This is a genomic window from Paenochrobactrum sp. BZR 201-1 (genome assembly GCF_044987585.2).
GTDB lineage: Bacteria > Pseudomonadota > Alphaproteobacteria > Rhizobiales > Rhizobiaceae > Paenochrobactrum > Paenochrobactrum pullorum.
The window spans coordinates 469,192-486,970 of the sequence record NZ_JBJDRZ020000005.1 but is presented as its reverse complement, the minus strand read 5'-3'; the positions used below and the strand labels follow the sequence as shown (position 1 = coordinate 486,970).

Below are 17,779 nucleotides of genomic sequence, written 5' to 3'. Positions count from 1 at the left end.
CACCGTATATATACTGGAAACTCAGCCTTCAGAAGGACGCGGGAATTCCAAAACAACACGCAATCCCCCTTTGCCTTCTGACAGCTCGTTGTCATGAAGCGTCAGACTGCCACCGTGCAATTTCATGACCGCTTTGGCAAGGCTTAAGCCAAGGCCTGAGCCCGGTTGTGTGCGACTTTCCTCCAAGCGCACGAAACGTTCTGTCACTTTATCGCGCATATCCGCAGCGATACCCGGACCGTTATCAGCCACAATGATACGTAATATTTTATCATCCACATCCATGGCCACTGTTACTTTAGCGAGCTTTTCATCGGATGATGCATATTTGATCGCATTATCAACAAGGTTGGAAATCGTCTGTGCAATCAGTTCGCGGTTTAACCGTAAAGGTTCTTCACTCACATCTGCCAGCTGTAATTCGACCCCCGCATCCTCTGCCACCGGTTCATACATTTCCACCACATCACGCAGGATAGGCGCAACCGGCATAGTCGTCAGGTTTTCAGCTGAAAATCCAGCCTCAAGACGTGAGATCATTAAAATCGCATTAAAGGTCAAAATCAACTGATCGGATTCAATGATAATGCTTTCAAGTGCATCGCGGTAATCCTGAGTAACCTTCTTACCTGAAAGTGCTGCTTCTGCACGATTACGCAATCTTGTCAGTGGTGTTTTCAAATCATGGGCAATATTGTCCGACACATGTTTCAATCCCTCATTGAGTTCTTGAATCCGTGCCAGCATAATATTTAAATTTCCGGACAAACGATCAAACTCATCACCAGACCCGTTAATCGGCAAACGACCTGACAAATCACCGTCCATAATGCGCTGTGAAGCCGTCGTGACATCTCCAATACGTTTGAGCGCTTGTCTTCCAACAAAGAACCATATCAGAACAGCACCAATGCCCATGATCGCCAAGGCTAACATCAACGAGCGTTGAATAATATCACGGATGCGATCTGAATCGCTCAAGTCACGCCCGACCATGACACGCATACCATTTGGCAGTGCGATCACCACGGCAATGGCGCGATGTTGACGCTCGGTCAGTTGATCGCCGTAGCGGTTATAAAGAAATGACCGTTCGACAAAACCATCCGTATCCAGCACACCCGGTTCTATGCTTTCCACATTACCGGCCAGAATGCGCCCTGTGACATCGGCGACCAGATAAAGATAGGCACCGGGCTGACGCGAGCGATAATCGATGCTACGCACGAGTGCAGGTATGCCACCACGATTATAAGTCTTACCGATATTGATCACTTCTTCATTTAAAGCCTGACGCGTTTGACCTTCCATCAAGGAAGTGGAAAGCGACGTCATATAAAGAATGATCACAATCGATCCGACAAAAAACAACAACAGATAAAGCGCCGAAAGGCGCGCAGCTGTTGTTTTCATAATCGCGGAAAACCAACTCATTTTGAAAAATCACTTCGCTTTTGCGCGTGGTGCATTTTCGGCTTTCAACATATAACCGGCACCGCGAATTGTATGAAGTAAAGGTTGATCGAAACCTTTTTCAATCTTGCTGCGCAAGCGTGAGATATGAACATCAATGACGTTGGTCTGCGGATCAAAATGATAGTCCCAAACATTTTCCAGCAACATTGTACGCGTCACGACCTGCCCGGCATGACGCATCAAATATTCAAGCAAACGAAATTCACGCGGCTGCAGAGCAATATCCATACCGCCACGGCAAGCACTATGTGACAAACGATCCAGCTCCAGATCACCTACACGATAAATTGTTTCTGCTTCACGCGGATTGGAGCGGCGCTGCAGCACTTCCACGCGGGCAAGGAGTTCAGAAAAAGCATAAGGTTTGGTGACGTAATCATCTCCGCCAGCACGCAGCCCTGTAACGCGGTCATCTACTTGACCTAAAGCTGAAAGAATGAGTACCGGCGTTTTGTTTCCCTGTGCGCGTAGACCAGCCACGACAGATAAGCCGTCACGGCGCGGCAACATCCGGTCGACAATCAATACATCATAATTACCGGTTTCAGCCAAAGCTGCACCAGTTTCACCATCACCGGCAATTTCAGTCATATGTCCGGCTTCAGAAAAAGCTTTCTGTAAATAACGCGCAGCTTCACTGTCGTCTTCAATGACTAAAATTTTCATTTCCGCTCTTTCCCCATAAAATATTGGCGGGCACTCAGACCCGCCAATCCGTTTTTGATGCTCAATCAGCCCTGATCAACAGGCAAAGCCACAAACCGGCTTTGATCATTGTTTTGCAACTGAAGCAGAACAGCCTTTCTGCCGGACTTTACAGCTTCAGCGATAGCATCATTGATATCCTTGATGGTTTTCACCGGCTTATTATTAACCGAAGCAATCACATCACCAGAACGAATACCGCGATCAGCTGCATCACTATCCGGATCAACATTTGTGATGACCACGCCATCATTGTTTTCTGATGGAACAACGGTCAAACCGTAATTATCAAGGGTTTCACCTTCACTTGGTGTCTGCGTTGCTGTGCCATCGGTATTTTTCTGATCATCCGGCATACCACCAATGGTTACTTTGATGGTTTGCGCCTTCTGATTGCGCCAGATGGTAAATTCCGCAACTTCCTTCGGTGCGATATTACCAACTTTGCGTGCAACATCACGACTGTCTTCAACCGTTTCACCATTGATTGCCGTAATCACGTCACCAGCCTGAATACCAGCTTTGGCTGCAGGCCCGTCAGCTTGCGGTGCGGCAACAATAGCACCTTTTGCTTCAGCCAAGCCCAGTGAATCAGCCATTTCTTTATTGACCGGCTGGATTTGTACCCCAATCCAGCCACGTTCAACCGAACCCGATTTAATCAGCTGGTCAACAACCTGTTTGGCAGTGGAAGCAGGAATTGCAAAAGCAATACCAACACTACCACCCGACGGTGAGAAAATTGCAGTATTAATACCAATGACCTGACCATTCAGATTGAAAGTCGGTCCACCTGAATTGCCCTTATTAACCGCGGCATCAATCTGGATGAAATCATCATAAACACTGGCGCCGATATCACGGCCACGTGCCGAAACAATACCAGCAGTCACTGTACCGCCCAGACCAAACGGGTTACCAACAGCGACAACCCAATCCCCAACGCGGACATTATTGTCATCAACGAGCGCGACATAGGTAAACTTGGTTTTTGGCTCATCAACTTTCAAAACAGCCAAATCCGTGCGCGGATCGGTACCAATCAGCTTGGCATCCAGCTCCTTGCCATCATCCAATACAACTGAGAATGAATCGCCGGAAGTTACAACATGGTTATTGGTGACAACATAACCATCTTCAGAGATGAAGAAGCCGGAGCCTTGTGAAACAGGGCGGGCATGGCCCGGACGACCCTCACCGCGCTTGCCTTTGCGCTGTTCCGGACGCTGCTTCTCACCTTGCGGGCCAAAGCCGAAATCACGGAAGAAACGCTTCAATGGATGACCGTCTGGCAACTGGTCAAAACCTTGACCAAAAAACTGCGGGCCGGAATTGTCTACCGGCTGCACCTGACTTTTCACCCGTACACTGACAACAGCAGGACGTACTTTTTCTACCAGATCAGCAAAGCCCGGCTGTGCAGCAGCAGTCACACTGACTGGATCTGCATAAGCAGAAATAACCGGAGGGAGAGTTAAAAGGCCGCCTGCCACAGTTGCAGTCAATGCAATGGCGGCAACGCTTTTACGAAAGTAAGAATTTTTGACTATGGACACAATCTTCTCCTTGGGAGGGAACCCGATTTAATCTTATGTCAGTCAATATAGGTTGTAGAACCTTACCACTCAATTTCCAACAGATGAAATTTTGGTAAGGTTTAAAAAGATTCTAGTTCTTCTCTTCCATAATTTGCCGAAGTCGTGTTTTTTCGGCTTCGCTCAATGGTTCATTATTAACAGATACCGCTTTCTTGCGTTTGGAAAGTAACAACAAACTGCCTCCCCCAATCAGTAACAGCACCACTGGAAAGCCCCAGAGCAAGATAGTGCGGCTATTAAAGCGCGGCTTAAGCAGCACAAACTCACCGTAGCGATCAACCACGTATTCCAATACGTCCTGATCACTATCACCTGCTGTCAAACGATCACGAACAAGAATACGCAAGTCACGGGCAAGTTCTGCATTAGAATCATCAATCGATTCATTTTGGCAGACCATACAACGCAAACCGGCAGACAAATTACGGGCGCGTTTTTCCAGCGCCGGATCAGACAGAACCTCATCCGGATTAACCGCGAAAGCAGGTGCAATCTGTAATGACAAAAACAAGCTTACGCAAAATGCTGCCGCTTTTTTGTTAAACAAGAATCGCATCAAGCACTCCGCACCGCTATTTTGCCACCTGCTTTATTTTTGGCTTTACTTTTTGCCGGCGCACCAACACGAAGACGGCGGTCAAGCAATGAGATAAAGCCACCCAGCATCATCACCAATGTTCCTTGCCAGATCAGCGTAACAAATGGTTTCCACCAAATGCGTACAACGATAGAACCATCCGCGGCATCATCACCAAGAGCTACATAAACCTGATTGACGCCACGTGTGTTGATGCCCGATTCTGTTGTTGGCATCTGACGTGCAGGATAAAAACGCTTGGCAGCAATGATTGTACTCAAAGGTTTTCCAGCTTCATTAAGAAGCGTGAAGCGACCTTGATTTTCCGTATAGTTCGAACCACTGACCGGAGACACACCTTCAAAGCGCAGCTGATAGCTGGAAACTTCGGTCACGTCACCAGGTGCCATGGTCAGCACTCGCTCGCTGCCGAAAGTGCTGACACCGACAATACCAAGCAAAGTAATCCCAAGGCCGATATGTGCCAAAGCAGTTCCATAAACAGAGCACGGCAAACCAATCATGCGTGAGAATGCAACCTTTGGTGCAACCTTGCCAATGCCAGATTTAAGATAAAGATCCGTCAGACTGCCGAAAATAACCCAGAATGCCAAACCAATGCCAAAAGCTGCCATAACGGATTCACCACGCGTGAACCAGATCATCAAAGCAATGACAACCAATGTAATCGCGAACGCCGCCATCAGTCGCTGGGATACGGCATAGAGGTCGCCGCGTTTCCACGCGAGCAAAGGGCCAAGAGGCACCGCTATCAGAAGCGGGATCATCAGTGGGCCAAAGGTCATGTTAAAGAATGGCGCACCGACCGAAATCTTGTCACCGGTCAATGCTTCCAACAGTAACGGATAAAGCGTACCAATCAGCACAGTGGCCGCGGCGGTTGTCAAAAATAGATTATTGAAAACCAACGCCCCTTCACGCGAAATCGGCTGGAACAAGCCACCTGTCGTCAAGCTCTGCACCCGCAGCGCAAAGAGGAACAGCGAACCACCGATGAAGAAGATCAAAATGCCAAGAATAAACAAACCACGACTTGGATCGGTGGCAAAGCTATGAACCGAAGTCAATACGCCGGAGCGAACAAGGAAAGTGCCGAGCAGCGACAAAGAGAATGTCAGCAATGCCAGCAACACTGTCCAGATTTTTAAGGCGGAACGCTTTTCCATAACCAATGCTGAATGCAACAAAGCAGTGCCGACCAGCCAGGGCATGAAGGATGCATTTTCTACCGGATCCCAGAACCACCAGCCACCCCAGCCGAGTTCATAATAAGCCCAGTAAGAGCCCATCGATATACCACCGGTGAGGAAAACCCATGCAGTTAGCGTCCATGGACGAACCCATCGTGCCCATGCTGCATCAATGCGACCTTCCATTAATGCCGCCACAGCAAAGGAGAAACACACCGAGAAGCCAACATAGCCCAGATAGAGCAAAGGCGGATGCACGGCGAGACCTATATCCTGCAACAGAGGATTAAGGTCATTACCTTCCATTGGCACCGGAAAAACACGGATAAACGGATTGGACGAGAAGATAATGAACAGCAAAAAAGCAGTCGCAATCCAACCCTGAACAGCCAGCACATTAGAGCGCAGCGTATCCGGAAGATTGGCACTAAACGCTGCAACCAGCGCACTAAAGAATGTTAAGATCAACACCCATAGCAGCATCGAGCCTTCATGGTTGCCCCACACACCTGTGATTTTATAAATCATAGGTTTTGCCGAATGCGAATTCTCAAAAACGTTCAGAACTGAAAAGTCAGAAACGACATAGGCTTGCGTTAATATGGCAAATGCTAATGCCACCATGCCAAAAGCCGCAATTGCAGTGGGGGCTGCCACAGCCATCATACGACTGTCATTACGCCGCGCACCTATAACCGGCAGAATGGATTGAATGATGGAAAGCGCCAGTCCTAATACCAGCGCAAAATGTCCGATTTCGACGCTCATCTTGTAATCCTACTCAGTCTCTTTCCAGACGCCTTTAGCTTTCAGGCTGTCAGCCAGATCTTTCGGCACGTAATTTTCATCGTGTTTAGCAAGGACACTATCAGCTTGAAAAACGCCATATTGATCAAAGCGCCCTTCGATTACAACGCCTTGGCCTTCACGGAAAAGATCTGGTACAATGCCGTCAAAAAACACTGGAACCGTTTTGATGGTATCAGTCACCATAAAGCGTAATTGCGTACCATCTCTCTTGACGCTTTCCTCTTCTACAAGACCGCCAAGACGAAAGCGCGAGCCGGAAGTCATATCAGTTTCAGTCAAATCGGCTGGTGTACGGAAAAAACGGATATCCTGACTAAAGGCCACCAGCATCAAAGCAACAGCTATACCCAATACAGCCAGTGCACCAAGAACCAAATAGAGCCGCTTTTTCTTTCGCTGGCTCATTGTTTTAGCAATGGATGGGCCCGTTGCAGCAGAGCTTGCTGCGGATGGTTGACGCCCGGCAATATCACTCATGGCTCAGCACCCTCAACTTCAAGATTTAATGTTTTCACATGAGCAAGCAGCAATGAGCGCTTATCTTCAGGCAATAACTTTAATGCCTGTTCCAAAGCAGCTTTTGCATCATCAGGCTTTTGCATAACCATATAGGAACTAATCAGACGTTGCCAGCCTTCAAGGTCATCAGACTGCGCTTGCAACTTTGCCTGAAGTCCGGCAACCATACCTTCAATCATTTCTTTACGCTGATCATTGCTCATCGATGAAGCAGCTTCGACATCCGCAGCACTAGGTCCCTTTGCAGAAGATGTTGCAGTTACGGGTGCTTGTGCTTGTCCAGGAACCGTTTCACCGTCGATACGACGAATTGCATCCTCAATTTGTGACCGCCACGGCGCATCAGCGCTTGAACGTTCCAAGAACGCTTTCAAAAACGCCTTTGCTTCTTCATTTTTTCCATCCTGCAGCAAAGTACGGGCAAGGAAAAACTGCGGGCGATAATCATCCGGATTTTGTATCGCTGCTTTTTCAAACAAAGCATGCGCTTCAGCGGTCACCAAACCACCCGATTTCAAAACCAGTGATTCAGCCAGGCCCAAATTGAGGGCAAAGTCCTCGCCATTCAAACGGATCGAGTTACGATAAGCATTGATCGCATCATCAACGCGACCAAGACGCAAATAAATCGGAGCTAGTACATTCCAGCCGCGCCCGTCTTGCGGATTTTCTACCAAATGAGCTTCTGCCTGTGAGACAAGCTCTTCGACCGGCGCACGTTCGGGATTGACTGCAATCCGCTTTGATAACGGTTGGGATGGCAGATCCGGAGAACCTACCGATGAATAAATCCCCCAAGACAATAAAGGCACCAATAAAACGGCAACAAAAGCCAGTATTTTATGCGTCTTGAGATTATCACTGATTGAACGATTAAGAGAAGCATCCTTCTCAGCCTTTAATAGGCGGCGAGCAATTTCCAGCCGCGCCTGTTCAGCACTTTGCGTATCAATCATACCACGGGAAACATCTGCCTCGATTTCGGACATCTGATCCCGATAAACTTCAAGATCATTTTGTCCGCCAGTTTGAGACGTGCGAATGTTACGCGACAAAGGCAGTAAAACAACCAATGTCGCAATAACTGTTAAACATGCAGAAAAAAGCCAAAATTCCATAGCGCAGACTTATGCTGAACCAATATAAAATCCAACCTTAACTGTGCGATTTTAAGTGAATAGGTCAATTCGCCGCAAATTAAGAGATTTAACTATTAAAATCAGGTCAGCGGCGTCCAACTACCATTCGGATTGCGGCAAGCCGTACCACGCACTGTTTGCGGAACACCATCCATATTAAAGCTATGCGTATATTGACGGCAGTTTTGCGAGCCAACCTGATACGCTTGGGCTGCAACCACTTCACCGGATGCCGAAGCAAATGAAGCTTTCCATTGCACGGCTTTTCCGGCAGCAGAATATTCCAGCGCCCGATATTCTGCTTCCAGCGCTTTACGACGATCCTCACCAGCAAGTTTCAAAGCATTCGAACCGAGCAAACCATTACCCAGCTCACTTAGCACACCAGCATCTTTTTTATTGAACCCTACATCAGACGATCGCAAATCAGGCACCGCTCTGCCATCTGTTCCGCAAGCGCTCAAAATAACGGCCGCACCAATGAGTATATATGTGGAAAAGAACTTTCCTGAAAAAGGCACCGAGAACGGCATATTAACTTTCATAGACACCGACTTTCACCCAATCACTTAGAAACTGCACACAAATTACAGGCTCTCTAAAGCAAAGCACGATAATGGTCCCTATATAGCAGAAATTGCGCCTTAATCTTGTTAAAGATTAGTTAATATTCACTTTTTAACGAGCGGAAGCGTAATTTGAGCATTAAGTCCGCCGAGCTGTGACGATTTCAACACAAATTTCCCGCCATATTCTTTCACTGTGTCCTGAACGATCGCAAGTCCCAGTCCTGTTCCGGGCTTCGTTTCATCAATACGGCGGCCGCGTTGCATGGCTTCCGCCATTTTATCATCGGCCAATCCAATGCCATCATCTTCGATTGTAATGGTAAATTCGACATTGTCTGCGCTTGCCAAACTCATGAGGATTTGTGACCGTCCCCATTTTCCGGCATTTTCCATAAGATTGCCGACAACTTCTTCCAGATCTTCTTTTTCACCGGCAAAGATAGCATCCGCAAAACTATTAACAAAACAAACTTCAAGCTGCGGATTAAGTTTTTGAGTTACCCGTGCTATCCGCTCCAAAACGGGTGTCACCGGCGTTCTGAATACGACACTATCGCGCTGCGCCGCAATGCGGGCACGTTGCAAATAATGCTGAATTTGCATCTGCATCGCTTCACACTGCTCGCTTACTAGACGCCCCTGTTCACCGCCGATAGTACCTGCTTCATTCAGTAAAACAGTTAAAGGGGTTTTAAGCGAATGTGCCAGATTGCCGACTTGTGTTCGTGAGCGCTCCATAATGCGCAAGTTATTTTCAATCAATGCGTTTGTTTCTTGTGCGAGCGGTGCAATTTCAATCGGCAGATCAGAAGTCAAACGTGGCGCTCGCCCCTCACGAATATCGGCCAGTGAACGACGTACCCTATCTAAGGGACGCAGGCCAAATAAAATGACCGCAGCATTGATTAAAATACTACCAATACCGAAAATGCCTAAATAGCCATATAATCGGGCATTAAAATCTCGATATTCTTCTTTAACCTCACTTAAATTGCCCATCACTCTGAAACGGGCAATTCTGTTTTCGCCATCAAGAACGACTTCCGTCTCGGCGACAAAAACCTCTTCACCATTAGGGCCAAGTGCGGGATAAGTGCGCTTAAAAGAACTATCAAAAGGGTAGTTAGCCAGACTTTCCTGTCTGATCTTTCGACTACCCAATGATAAAGAATGCAATGTCCCGTGCAGATTGGCAGAGACCGAATCCACCTCCCAATACCAACCAGACGAAGGGCTAGAATAACGGATTTCGCCGAGTTCCGGATGGCCTTGCAAATCGCCATTATCCGAAACACTAACCGAGCCTACCAAATTATAAAGATGTGCCCATAACAGACGTTCAAAATTACGCTCTGCGGCCTGTTTGTAAATCGAGCCAATTAAAGTGGCAACCACCACCAGCGCCACGATTACCCAAAGCGTTGATAATGTGACCACACGTAATGCAAGGGAATGAAGGGCCGGTTTGAAGCGTGCAATGTTCAGTTGCTGATACCTTCCGGATTAGCGACCGAATTCATACGATACCCCATACCACGCACGGTCTCGATGAGGTCGATGCCCATTTTTTTGCGCAAACGTCCGACGAAAACTTCAATCGTATTCGAATCACGATCAAAATCCTGATCGTATAAATGCTCAACCAGTTCAGTACGCGAAATAACCTTGTCCATATGGTGCATAAGATAAGACAACAACCGAAACTCATGCGAAGTGAGTTTCAAAGCTGTACCATCAACTGTGACTTTTGATGTTTTCGTATCGAGCAATAATGGCCCACAGGAAAGTTCAGATGAAGCATGACCGGCCGCACGACGGATAAGTGCGCGCAACCGTGCAAGAACCTCTTCAACGTGAAACGGCTTGGCCACATAATCATCAGCACCAGCGTCGATACCGGCCACTTTATCCGACCAGCGATCACGTGCCGTCAGCATCAAAACCGGCATTGTCCGGCCATCACGACGCCAGCGCTCAACCACGCTGATGCCATCCATCTGCGGCAGACCGATATCGAGGATGACAGCATCATAAGGCTCAGTATCGCCTAAAAAATGGCCTTCTTCACCGTCATAAGCACTATCAACCACGTAACCGGCCTCACCCATTGCTTCCGAGAGCTGACGATTCAGGTCTTTATCATCTTCAACGATCAATATGCGCAATGCCGCCTCCGATAAGCACTTATAAAGTTTAAGTGTCTGCTTATTCCGCAGGCACCGCAACTTCTACACGGCGCGGACGTTCGCCGTCACGGCCAGGAACCAGCACTACAATAACGCAGACATTTCTGCCCCCCTGCACCGCAGGAGTAGCTTTGGTTAAAGTTCCGCCTTGGGCGGCAGCAACGCGCTGACCAGCTGCAGCACAATCATCGGCAGCAGTCACCACAAAATTTGCCTTGTGCGGAACAATCATAGGAAGGCTGGCGGAGTTTGCCGGTGAGCCAACAGCCGCAGCAGCCATACCGAAAATAAGTGTAAATGCGGAGAGCTTTTTCATCATGATGCTTTTATAGTATGCCCTAGCTGAACATTACATGAATGACCCAGACAGGCTGAATCCCATTTAATTAATCATTAGCTATCATGTTTTGTAATTTTATGAAATGCGTGATGTTGCCTTCATCCGCCCAATAATAGCAAAAATTCCCGCACCGGCTGCTGCCAGTTGCATAAGTGCATCTACCAGTGTCGCCTGTTCAATCACACCAATTGGAATTCCAAGCATATTTTCTGCCCGCTAAAGCAAAGCCACCATCGAAGTCCAGATGGTGCGCGACAAATACCAAGGTTTATTCGCTGTCATGTCTGACCTCATTTTCGTTGGTTTATAGGGTTAAATGAAGCGTGGAGAGATCACCGGGGCCAGATTGTGCGCTGATCATGGCCACCTTGAACTGTAAATCGACCGACTCAGATCCAAAGAGCTCTTCTCGTTGTACGGAAGCTAAATTCCAACTTTGTTCATCAACCTCTTCTCCCCAAATTTTCACTCCGTCTTTCCATAATTCAACTTGATAGCGCTCACGCTCTTCGCCAATCACGATTTCGTCAGCAAGCCAACTATCCGCATCAATTCGCCCACGACGAATCCATGAGAATTGCGTATCGCCGCCCTGTTTTTTTGCGCGCAAATGAACAGGGCTTAACGATCGCAAAGCACGCATCCCACCCGTCGCTGTGATCGTCTCAAAATAATCTGATGTGAAAGGTCTGCCAGCTGTTCCCAACCGCCAGTTTAATTGCAAGCCAATTTCTGCTGCATCCAAACCAACCGGAACAACTGATGAATCAAGCAAGACAAACGGAGCTTCCGCCTGTTTTTCCATGAGGCTTTGCGCTTCTGTTCCAAGCTGACCGCGTAAGAAATCAGACAGGCGCCAATAACCACTCGCCATTTCTTCAGCCTGTAAAAACTGCAACACTTCCCATTCACCATCAGGCGCTTGGATGATTGCGGTATTTGCGCCATTATAAAGCTGTTGCATTGTGCAGGAGTGCAATTCAGCCGAATAAAGCACGACATCCAGATAATGCCCGCTGATAATTCGCCCGCTCGCTTGGCCAGGTGCAAATGGCTGCAAAAGCTCGCCTATCACTGCACGGGATGTAACAAGTGTTCGCTCGACAAAACCATCTTCCTGCGGAGAAACATAAGCTGCAACACCGCGCCACGGTTTGGCATGACATGCCACCCGCAATTGCTGATGTGCTGTCTGCGCACCCGGCCATAAAGGCAGATCAATCAGATACACAACCGGTTTTACATCCAAAACCGGTGCGGGATCAGGTTTGAAAGGAACGTCTCCATGATCAGACGTATCAATGCGTGGTGCTAGCGCCACAGCCTGCACTTGCCGCACCTCTCCATCTTCTAAAGATGTGATGACATAGTCACGACTGCCGTTGACTACCGGAATTTTTACGCGGTCTCCGACATGAAACTGCGCGCGCGCCCAAGGTACTGCAAATGAAACCGAGCGCCTTTGTGCCCAGCGCCTTAACAGCCATTGCTCCACCAGCCCATCCGCAGCCCCTCGCTCCAAAGAACCGGAAAGACTTGTCGACTCGTCACCTTCGCCTTTATTCTGATAGGTTTTAGCTCCGGCTGACTGATATTCACGCATCGGGTCTTGATAAAACAGTGTCGCATTACGCGGCAGATCATTTTTATCTTCCATAGTGATCGTGAGAGCATCCGCCTCATCCGGCACTACAATATCATCAATTATGCGAACAGCCTCTTGTCGACGATCCAGACTTTTAAAAATGAATTTGCCATCTTTTTCAAAAGCATGAATGCCAAAAATATCGAGCAGCGGCTCTAAAACTGAACGTGCAGTTGTCGGGTCGGGAATGACAAATCCATTCACAAAGCCATCAGCCTGACTGCTGTCAACCTCCGGCAAACCATAATCTTTGATAATTTGTGCAATCAGTTCATCCAAAGACACCTGACTTAACCGACCATTCAGCCAATGTCCACGCGCCCAATTTGCGGCATCACCCCAATAATGATTATAAAGCGGAAACTCCGGAAATGGGCGGGTATCCCATGCCCAGAGATAAATCCGCTCATCATCCAACATTTTACCGCCATAGATCGGCGAAACCGGATTATGTGCCCCAGCCTCAGGCCAATATGCTATATGCGCGCGTAAAAATCTGTCCATCGCCAAATCAGAACGTGCAGCATTGGAAAAATAAGGCACGGCATTTTCCGATGATTTTCTATCTGGAAAAACATTAGGCTGGTTCGGCCCTTTATCCACTGCCGGACAGCCAAGCTCGGTCAGCCAAAATGGCTTCGACATTGGTAACCAAGGTGTTGGTGTTGTTTTTTCTACGCCATCTACACGGTTATAATGGGGGTTTGCCCACCAAGAATTCAAATCTTTATACCGGAAAACCCAAGGCTTTCCCGCCAGACCATCCGTGATTGGCGTGCGGATACGTTTTTCATGATCTTCAGGATTGGCATAATACCAATGATAGCCCTCACCTGCAGCAATCTGGCTTTTCAGGCACTCAAGATCATAGGGTGCGGTAAAACCATCCGGATTATCAGTATGCCAATCCTGATCACGCCAGTCACTGAGCGGCATATAATTATCGATGCCAATCGCATTGATTGCACTATGTGCCCAAAGCGGATCCAGATGAAAGTACACATCGCCTGAACCATCTTGTGTCTGATAGCCAAAATATTCTGACCAATCCGCCGCATAAGTAATTTTACAACTGTTTTCAAGCTTGTTGCGCATGGCTTGCGCCAAATCACACAAAGCATCGACAAACGGGAATGCTTCCCTTGATGAGCGCACATGGGTTAATCCGATCAGCTCCGAGCCGACCAAAAACGCATCAACCCCTCCAGCCCTTAGCGCCAGATCCGCACAATGATTGAGAAAGCGGCGATAGCCCCATTCTCCTTCAACAAATTGGTTGATTTGATCGGCTGCAATGGCAGTTTTATCAACGCTCTCCGCCTGACCAATGGCCGGATGACAGGTAATGCGCCCGCGCCACGGATAGGCAGGCTGTTGATTGCCGCCATAAGGAGACGGCAATTGATTGTCTTCAGCAATATCCATCATGATGAACGGATAAAGTGTCACCGAAAGCCCGCGTTTTTTCGCGTCCTTGATAGCTTCAATCACAGTGTCATCAGATGGCGTACCACCATAGGCAGTTTCATTATGATACCTGCTGATATGATGCGCATTTTCGCGGGCAATATTATTCACCCGCCAATGCCGACTTGGTTTGCGCGCATTCAGTTCGGTCACACCCGGTTTAAGTTTACAATGATCTGCCCGCAGATCATCGCCAAACCACGGCACAATAATCGCCACATGTTTCAAATTAGGACATAAAGCCTGCAACTCATCCATTGAGGCCACCCAATCCGTGTTCCCACGCAAATTATTACGATTAATCAGCCGCTTTTGACCGGGTGTTGATTCATCCGTGACCAAAAATGGCGACAACCCAAATTCTGTAGCCCCTGGCAGCAGTGTCACGGCCTGAACAGATTTTGCCAACTTGCCGACTGTGCGGATCACTTCAAATTGTAGCTGCGGAATACGATGGCCATATTCATCTACCGGAAAGCGTTCGATCACTATATAGGCCGTGCCGCGATAAGCAGGCGCATTGCCTTCTCCTTGCTTTGCCTCTATCAGCGGATCGGGTTGCTGATCGGATGTACCTTTATAGATACGCATTTCGACATTAGTCAGGTCAATCTCTTTACCATCTGCCCAGACACGACGAATTCCGGCAATCTCTCCTTCAGCCACAGCAAAAGCAGCATTGACAAAATAGCTATAAGTGGTGACCTTAGGGCCACCTTTGCCACCCTGACGCTCAGTGGTTTTGTCTTCTTCAAAACGTGTCGCCCAAATCAGTGTGCCAGATACACGCGCAGTGCCATAAATATAGGGTAATGCCGCACCTTCTTCGGCGGTCAGCGGCTTGGCATTTGAAAGGCGCGGGCCTTCAATTCGGCGCGTCGAATTAATGATGGCGCTATCCACCATATAGCCGCCCATAGCCCCGAGAGCCGAGCCGATAGCCGTGCCGACCGGCCCGAATACTGAGCCGATCGCCCCGCCGACAGCCTGCAAGACGACAGTCGTCATAGATTTCTCCCTTGTATTGATTGGCCGGCTGGCTCCGGAAATTCAAAGATGCCTGCAATACGCTTGAACCATTGCGGCACGAGCGCTGAGGTTAAAACCCGATGGCCGTGATAGGCATGGATGAAACGCCCCTCATGCCCCATAATAGCAATATGTTTTGCCGCCATTGTCGGTTGCCAACGAAATATCAGCACTTGTGCGGGTAAAATATCCTTGATACCCATCGGCACGGGTCGACTTACCATATGTTTTTCTGCCGCATCCAATAGCGGTTCTTTATCGGATAGTTCCGCCCAATCAGGCGCGTAAGTTGCAGGTTTTTCCGGCTCATGGCCATAGACCTCACGCCACACACCTCGAATGAGACCCAAGCAATCACAGCCAACTTGTTTGCGCGCCGCACCATGACGATAAGGCGTGCCAAGCCATTGATAAGCTTCTTTCAAAACCGCTTGCGGTATGGTTGAATTCAAGGTCATGGCACCAATGCCCCGCCGTCAAAATTCATGTCTTTATTGATGTAACTATAAGCGGCATCGTTGCCCGGAAGATGCGGAAAGCCTCTGAAATTGGCGCTGTTGGCAAATTTGGCTTTGCAAGTGGCAAAGGATTTGTCACACCCAGCCAATATCTCGAACTCATCACCTGCTTGAACTGCAAAAACCGGCTCATCGCGCAAACGTATCAGTTGTGAGCGATGTAATGTCACCTTGGATTTTGCGCCCTTGTTGCGCCCGCCAACCCAAGTAAAAACTCCATGCAGAAACCAATCTGTTGCATGACTTTCCAAGCCGGACATTTCCATGTCCGCCCCATTTACCGCAGCGACCACACCTCGCGCATGATTGCGCGGGTCATTGCGGATAATGCCGCAACGTTGATCGCCCAATTCCGCATCGCATTGGCGTAAAATCCGGCGTCCGTGAATTTTATCATAAGCTGCGGCTGCGCCTTTAATTTCGGCAACAAACTTCTCGCCGCTGCGGGTTATTTTGCCGATTGTCCAACTTTGCAAAAACAAATGCTCGTCAGGCGCGCTCCAATTGACGAGATAAGTTTCTACCAAAGCATCATCATAAAACCCGTTTTCGATGTCCTCTTCACGGATACGATCACTGACCAGTGCGCCTTCAATTTCACTGCCGCTGACAGAAAGACCAAGCTTGGAATGCGCTTCGCTCGAATTCATGCCGCTTTGTGGTTCGCATCTGATACCTTTTATAACGAGCGGAAAATCATGATCCGTAAAGCCAAAGACCTGCTGGGTACTGCACCGTATTATCCAGACAAAACAATGGTTTGTTACAACACCTTGCAAATGTGATTCCAGTTGCGGCGAAATTGTTCTCATGCCTTCACCTCAACGATTGGAATGGACGGGATTTCACCAGCCTGAAATGACGAGATGCTCGCCTGCAAACGATCCGTGTTAAAACGAACGGCTACATCGAATAAAAAGCCAGCCGTGATTACGGCTCCTTCATCCGGCACTCTTTCCTCACTTAGCGTCACCATGCCAGTTAAAGCATCCGCCTGATAATCAGTGCCGTTTTGCAGCACGTCCCCATTCACCGCCAGCTTCACGCTGAGAGCCACCGGCTTGGTAATCATACGACTATAGGTCTCGTAAGTTTTGATGAGCTGAAAGCTGTTGGTTTCGCCATCGCCAATGCCGATCTGTTGATCAAGTGCCGTTGGCTCTTGTGCCCCATGATTAGAAAAATGATCAAACGGATCACGAAAGCGAAATGCAAATAATGAACCCCGTCGCGCTTCAAAAAAGCTCAACACTTGGCGCAAATCGGCGAGTGAGCGAATACCGGTTCCGGCATCAAAATGGCGACGCGATTGCGCCCATCGCGCATTACGTTTTTCATGCCCTGAATTAAGCTGCACGATTTCGTTTTTCCACTCAGGCCCCGCCACTGAACCAAAAGAAACACCAAGTGGAAACGCCACATCATGAAAGGAATTAATCTGCCCCATTTACAGTCTCCTTGCACCACGACTAACGGCTCCGGCCAACATCGAGGCCAATTGCGCTTCGGATTTGCGAAATGATGCGGTGTCCGGCGAGGACATATTAAAAACAATGCTGACCGGCTTGGCGCCGCCACCGGTGGCAACTCCCAATCGTCCATCGGAACCGCGTGCCAATGGCAAAATAGCTTCTGCTCCCGCTTCACCGGTCAGGCCGATATTGCCGTTACCCATACCGAAATAAGTCGGGCTGGAAACAACGCCTCCTTTGGCAAAGGGTTTAATGCCGCCAATTCCGGCCATTACACCGGAAAATAAGGATGAAGCGACACCTTCCAACGGTTTCATGCCAATCGACAAAGCCATGCCCGCCATATCACCGGCGAGTTTGCGCAAGACATCATCCAACCCTTTGCCATCCACAACCGCACCTTTCAGCGCCGATGAAAGACTGTTGCCAAATGATGTCGAACGCTTTTGCAAATCATCAAGCGCCCGATTGAAAGCGGTTGTATCCGCTTCAATCGAGACGGTCATATTCTCATTCAT

Annotated in this window: 16 protein-coding genes and 1 pseudogene; all 17 read right to left on the bottom strand. The window is 48.5% G+C overall.

All coding sequences use genetic code 11. From position 1 onward, the window contains the following. Nucleotides 1-21: 21 nt before the first annotated feature. Entirely contained in the window at nt 22-1,434 is a 1,413-nt protein-coding gene (locus tag ACI0FR_RS05015) for a sensor histidine kinase (RefSeq protein ID WP_404906361.1), read from the bottom strand. A gap of 9 nt (nt 1,435-1,443) precedes the next feature. Next, complete coding sequence (locus ACI0FR_RS05010) at nt 1,444-2,142, bottom strand: response regulator transcription factor (RefSeq protein WP_374830023.1); 699 nt, start codon at nt 2,140-2,142, stop codon at nt 1,444-1,446. 65 nt (nt 2,143-2,207) lie between these two features. Then, nucleotides 2,208-3,737, bottom strand: a complete 1,530-nt coding sequence (locus ACI0FR_RS05005) for a Do family serine endopeptidase (protein ID WP_374830021.1) — start codon at nt 3,735-3,737, stop codon at nt 2,208-2,210. Nucleotides 3,738-3,849: 112 nt separating this feature from the next. Then, nucleotides 3,850-4,335: a cytochrome c-type biogenesis protein gene (locus ACI0FR_RS05000; RefSeq protein ID WP_404906362.1), complete on the bottom strand. Its 486-nt coding sequence runs from the start codon at nt 4,333-4,335 to the stop codon at nt 3,850-3,852. Next, nucleotides 4,335-6,335, bottom strand: a complete 2,001-nt coding sequence (locus ACI0FR_RS04995; RefSeq protein WP_404906363.1) for a heme lyase CcmF/NrfE family subunit — start codon at nt 6,333-6,335, stop codon at nt 4,335-4,337. Before ACI0FR_RS04995 ends, ACI0FR_RS05000 begins: the two co-directional genes overlap by 1 nt. 9 nt (nt 6,336-6,344) lie before the next feature. Next, nucleotides 6,345-6,782, bottom strand: a complete 438-nt coding sequence (ccmE, locus tag ACI0FR_RS04990) for a cytochrome c maturation protein CcmE (RefSeq protein WP_374830517.1) — start codon at nt 6,780-6,782, stop codon at nt 6,345-6,347. Nucleotides 6,783-6,850: 68 nt separating this feature from the next. After that, entirely contained in the window at nt 6,851-8,014 is a 1,164-nt protein-coding gene (ccmI, locus tag ACI0FR_RS04985; RefSeq protein ID WP_404906365.1) for a c-type cytochrome biogenesis protein CcmI, read from the bottom strand. A gap of 101 nt (nt 8,015-8,115) precedes the next feature. Next, nucleotides 8,116-8,568: a hypothetical protein gene (locus ACI0FR_RS04980; RefSeq protein WP_374830515.1), complete on the bottom strand. Its 453-nt coding sequence runs from the start codon at nt 8,566-8,568 to the stop codon at nt 8,116-8,118. Between the two features lie 138 nt (nt 8,569-8,706). Further along, a complete protein-coding gene (locus ACI0FR_RS04975; protein WP_404906660.1) occupies nt 8,707-10,011 on the bottom strand; it encodes a sensor histidine kinase in 1,305 nt (434 codons plus the stop codon). Between the two features lie 74 nt (nt 10,012-10,085). Continuing rightward, nucleotides 10,086-10,769 carry a response regulator transcription factor gene (locus ACI0FR_RS04970; RefSeq protein ID WP_374830014.1) on the bottom strand — a complete coding sequence of 228 codons (684 nt, stop codon included), beginning with the start codon at nt 10,767-10,769 and terminating at the stop codon, nt 10,086-10,088. 40 nt (nt 10,770-10,809) lie between these two features. Continuing rightward, nucleotides 10,810-11,109, bottom strand: coding sequence for a hypothetical protein (locus tag ACI0FR_RS04965; protein WP_374830012.1), 300 nt, complete (start codon nt 11,107-11,109; stop codon nt 10,810-10,812). 96 nt (nt 11,110-11,205) lie between these two features. Further along, nucleotides 11,206-11,412, bottom strand: a pseudogene (locus tag ACI0FR_RS04960) (hypothetical protein). 22 nt (nt 11,413-11,434) lie between these two features. Beyond that, the gene (locus ACI0FR_RS04955; protein ID WP_404906366.1) at nt 11,435-15,250 is read right to left on the bottom strand and encodes a baseplate multidomain protein megatron; all 3,816 of its coding nucleotides are present in this window, start codon (nt 15,248-15,250) and stop codon (nt 11,435-11,437) included. Continuing rightward, complete coding sequence (locus ACI0FR_RS04950; protein WP_374830008.1) at nt 15,247-15,729, bottom strand: NlpC/P60 family protein; 483 nt, start codon at nt 15,727-15,729, stop codon at nt 15,247-15,249. The genes ACI0FR_RS04955 and ACI0FR_RS04950 overlap by 4 nt, the downstream gene beginning before the upstream one ends. Continuing rightward, nucleotides 15,726-16,601 (bottom strand): DUF2163 domain-containing protein, encoded by an 876-nt coding sequence (locus tag ACI0FR_RS04945; RefSeq protein WP_404906368.1) that lies wholly within the window; start codon nt 16,599-16,601, stop codon nt 15,726-15,728. The genes ACI0FR_RS04950 and ACI0FR_RS04945 overlap by 4 nt, the downstream gene beginning before the upstream one ends. After that, on the bottom strand, nt 16,598-17,236 hold the full coding sequence (locus ACI0FR_RS04940) for a phage distal tail protein, Rcc01695 family (RefSeq protein WP_404906369.1): 639 nt from the start codon (nt 17,234-17,236) through the stop codon (nt 16,598-16,600). The genes ACI0FR_RS04945 and ACI0FR_RS04940 overlap by 4 nt, the downstream gene beginning before the upstream one ends. Then, nucleotides 17,237-17,779 (bottom strand): phage tail tape measure protein, encoded by a 543-nt coding sequence (locus ACI0FR_RS04935; protein ID WP_404906370.1) that lies wholly within the window; start codon nt 17,777-17,779, stop codon nt 17,237-17,239. It lies immediately after the preceding gene.

Bases quoted from the DNA above. Each gene is read 5' to 3' on its own strand.
- ACI0FR_RS05015 (WP_404906361.1), bottom strand. From the start codon at position 1,434: ATGAGTTGGTTTTCCGCGATTATGAAAACAACAGCTGCGCGCCTTTCG.
- ACI0FR_RS05010 (WP_374830023.1), bottom strand. From the start codon at position 2,142: ATGAAAATTTTAGTCATTGAAGACGACAGTGAAGCTGCGCGTTATTTA.
- ACI0FR_RS05000 (WP_404906362.1), bottom strand. From the start codon at position 4,335: ATGCGATTCTTGTTTAACAAAAAAGCGGCAGCATTTTGCGTAAGCTTG.
- ACI0FR_RS04995 (WP_404906363.1), bottom strand. From the start codon at position 6,335: ATGAGCGTCGAAATCGGACATTTTGCGCTGGTATTAGGACTGGCGCTT.
- ccmE (WP_374830517.1), bottom strand. From the start codon at position 6,782: ATGAGCCAGCGAAAGAAAAAGCGGCTCTATTTGGTTCTTGGTGCACTG.
- ccmI (WP_404906365.1), bottom strand. From the start codon at position 8,014: ATGGAATTTTGGCTTTTTTCTGCATGTTTAACAGTTATTGCGACATTG.
- ACI0FR_RS04980 (WP_374830515.1), bottom strand. From the start codon at position 8,568: ATGCCGTTCTCGGTGCCTTTTTCAGGAAAGTTCTTTTCCACATATATA.
- ACI0FR_RS04965 (WP_374830012.1), bottom strand. From the start codon at position 11,109: ATGATGAAAAAGCTCTCCGCATTTACACTTATTTTCGGTATGGCTGCT.
- ACI0FR_RS04955 (WP_404906366.1), bottom strand. From the start codon at position 15,250: ATGACGACTGTCGTCTTGCAGGCTGTCGGCGGGGCGATCGGCTCAGTA.
- ACI0FR_RS04950 (WP_374830008.1), bottom strand. From the start codon at position 15,729: ATGACCTTGAATTCAACCATACCGCAAGCGGTTTTGAAAGAAGCTTAT.
- ACI0FR_RS04945 (WP_404906368.1), bottom strand. From the start codon at position 16,601: ATGAGAACAATTTCGCCGCAACTGGAATCACATTTGCAAGGTGTTGTA.
- ACI0FR_RS04940 (WP_404906369.1), bottom strand. From the start codon at position 17,236: ATGGGGCAGATTAATTCCTTTCATGATGTGGCGTTTCCACTTGGTGTT.
- ACI0FR_RS04935 (WP_404906370.1), bottom strand. From the start codon at position 17,779: ATGAATGAGAATATGACCGTCTCGATTGAAGCGGATACAACCGCTTTC.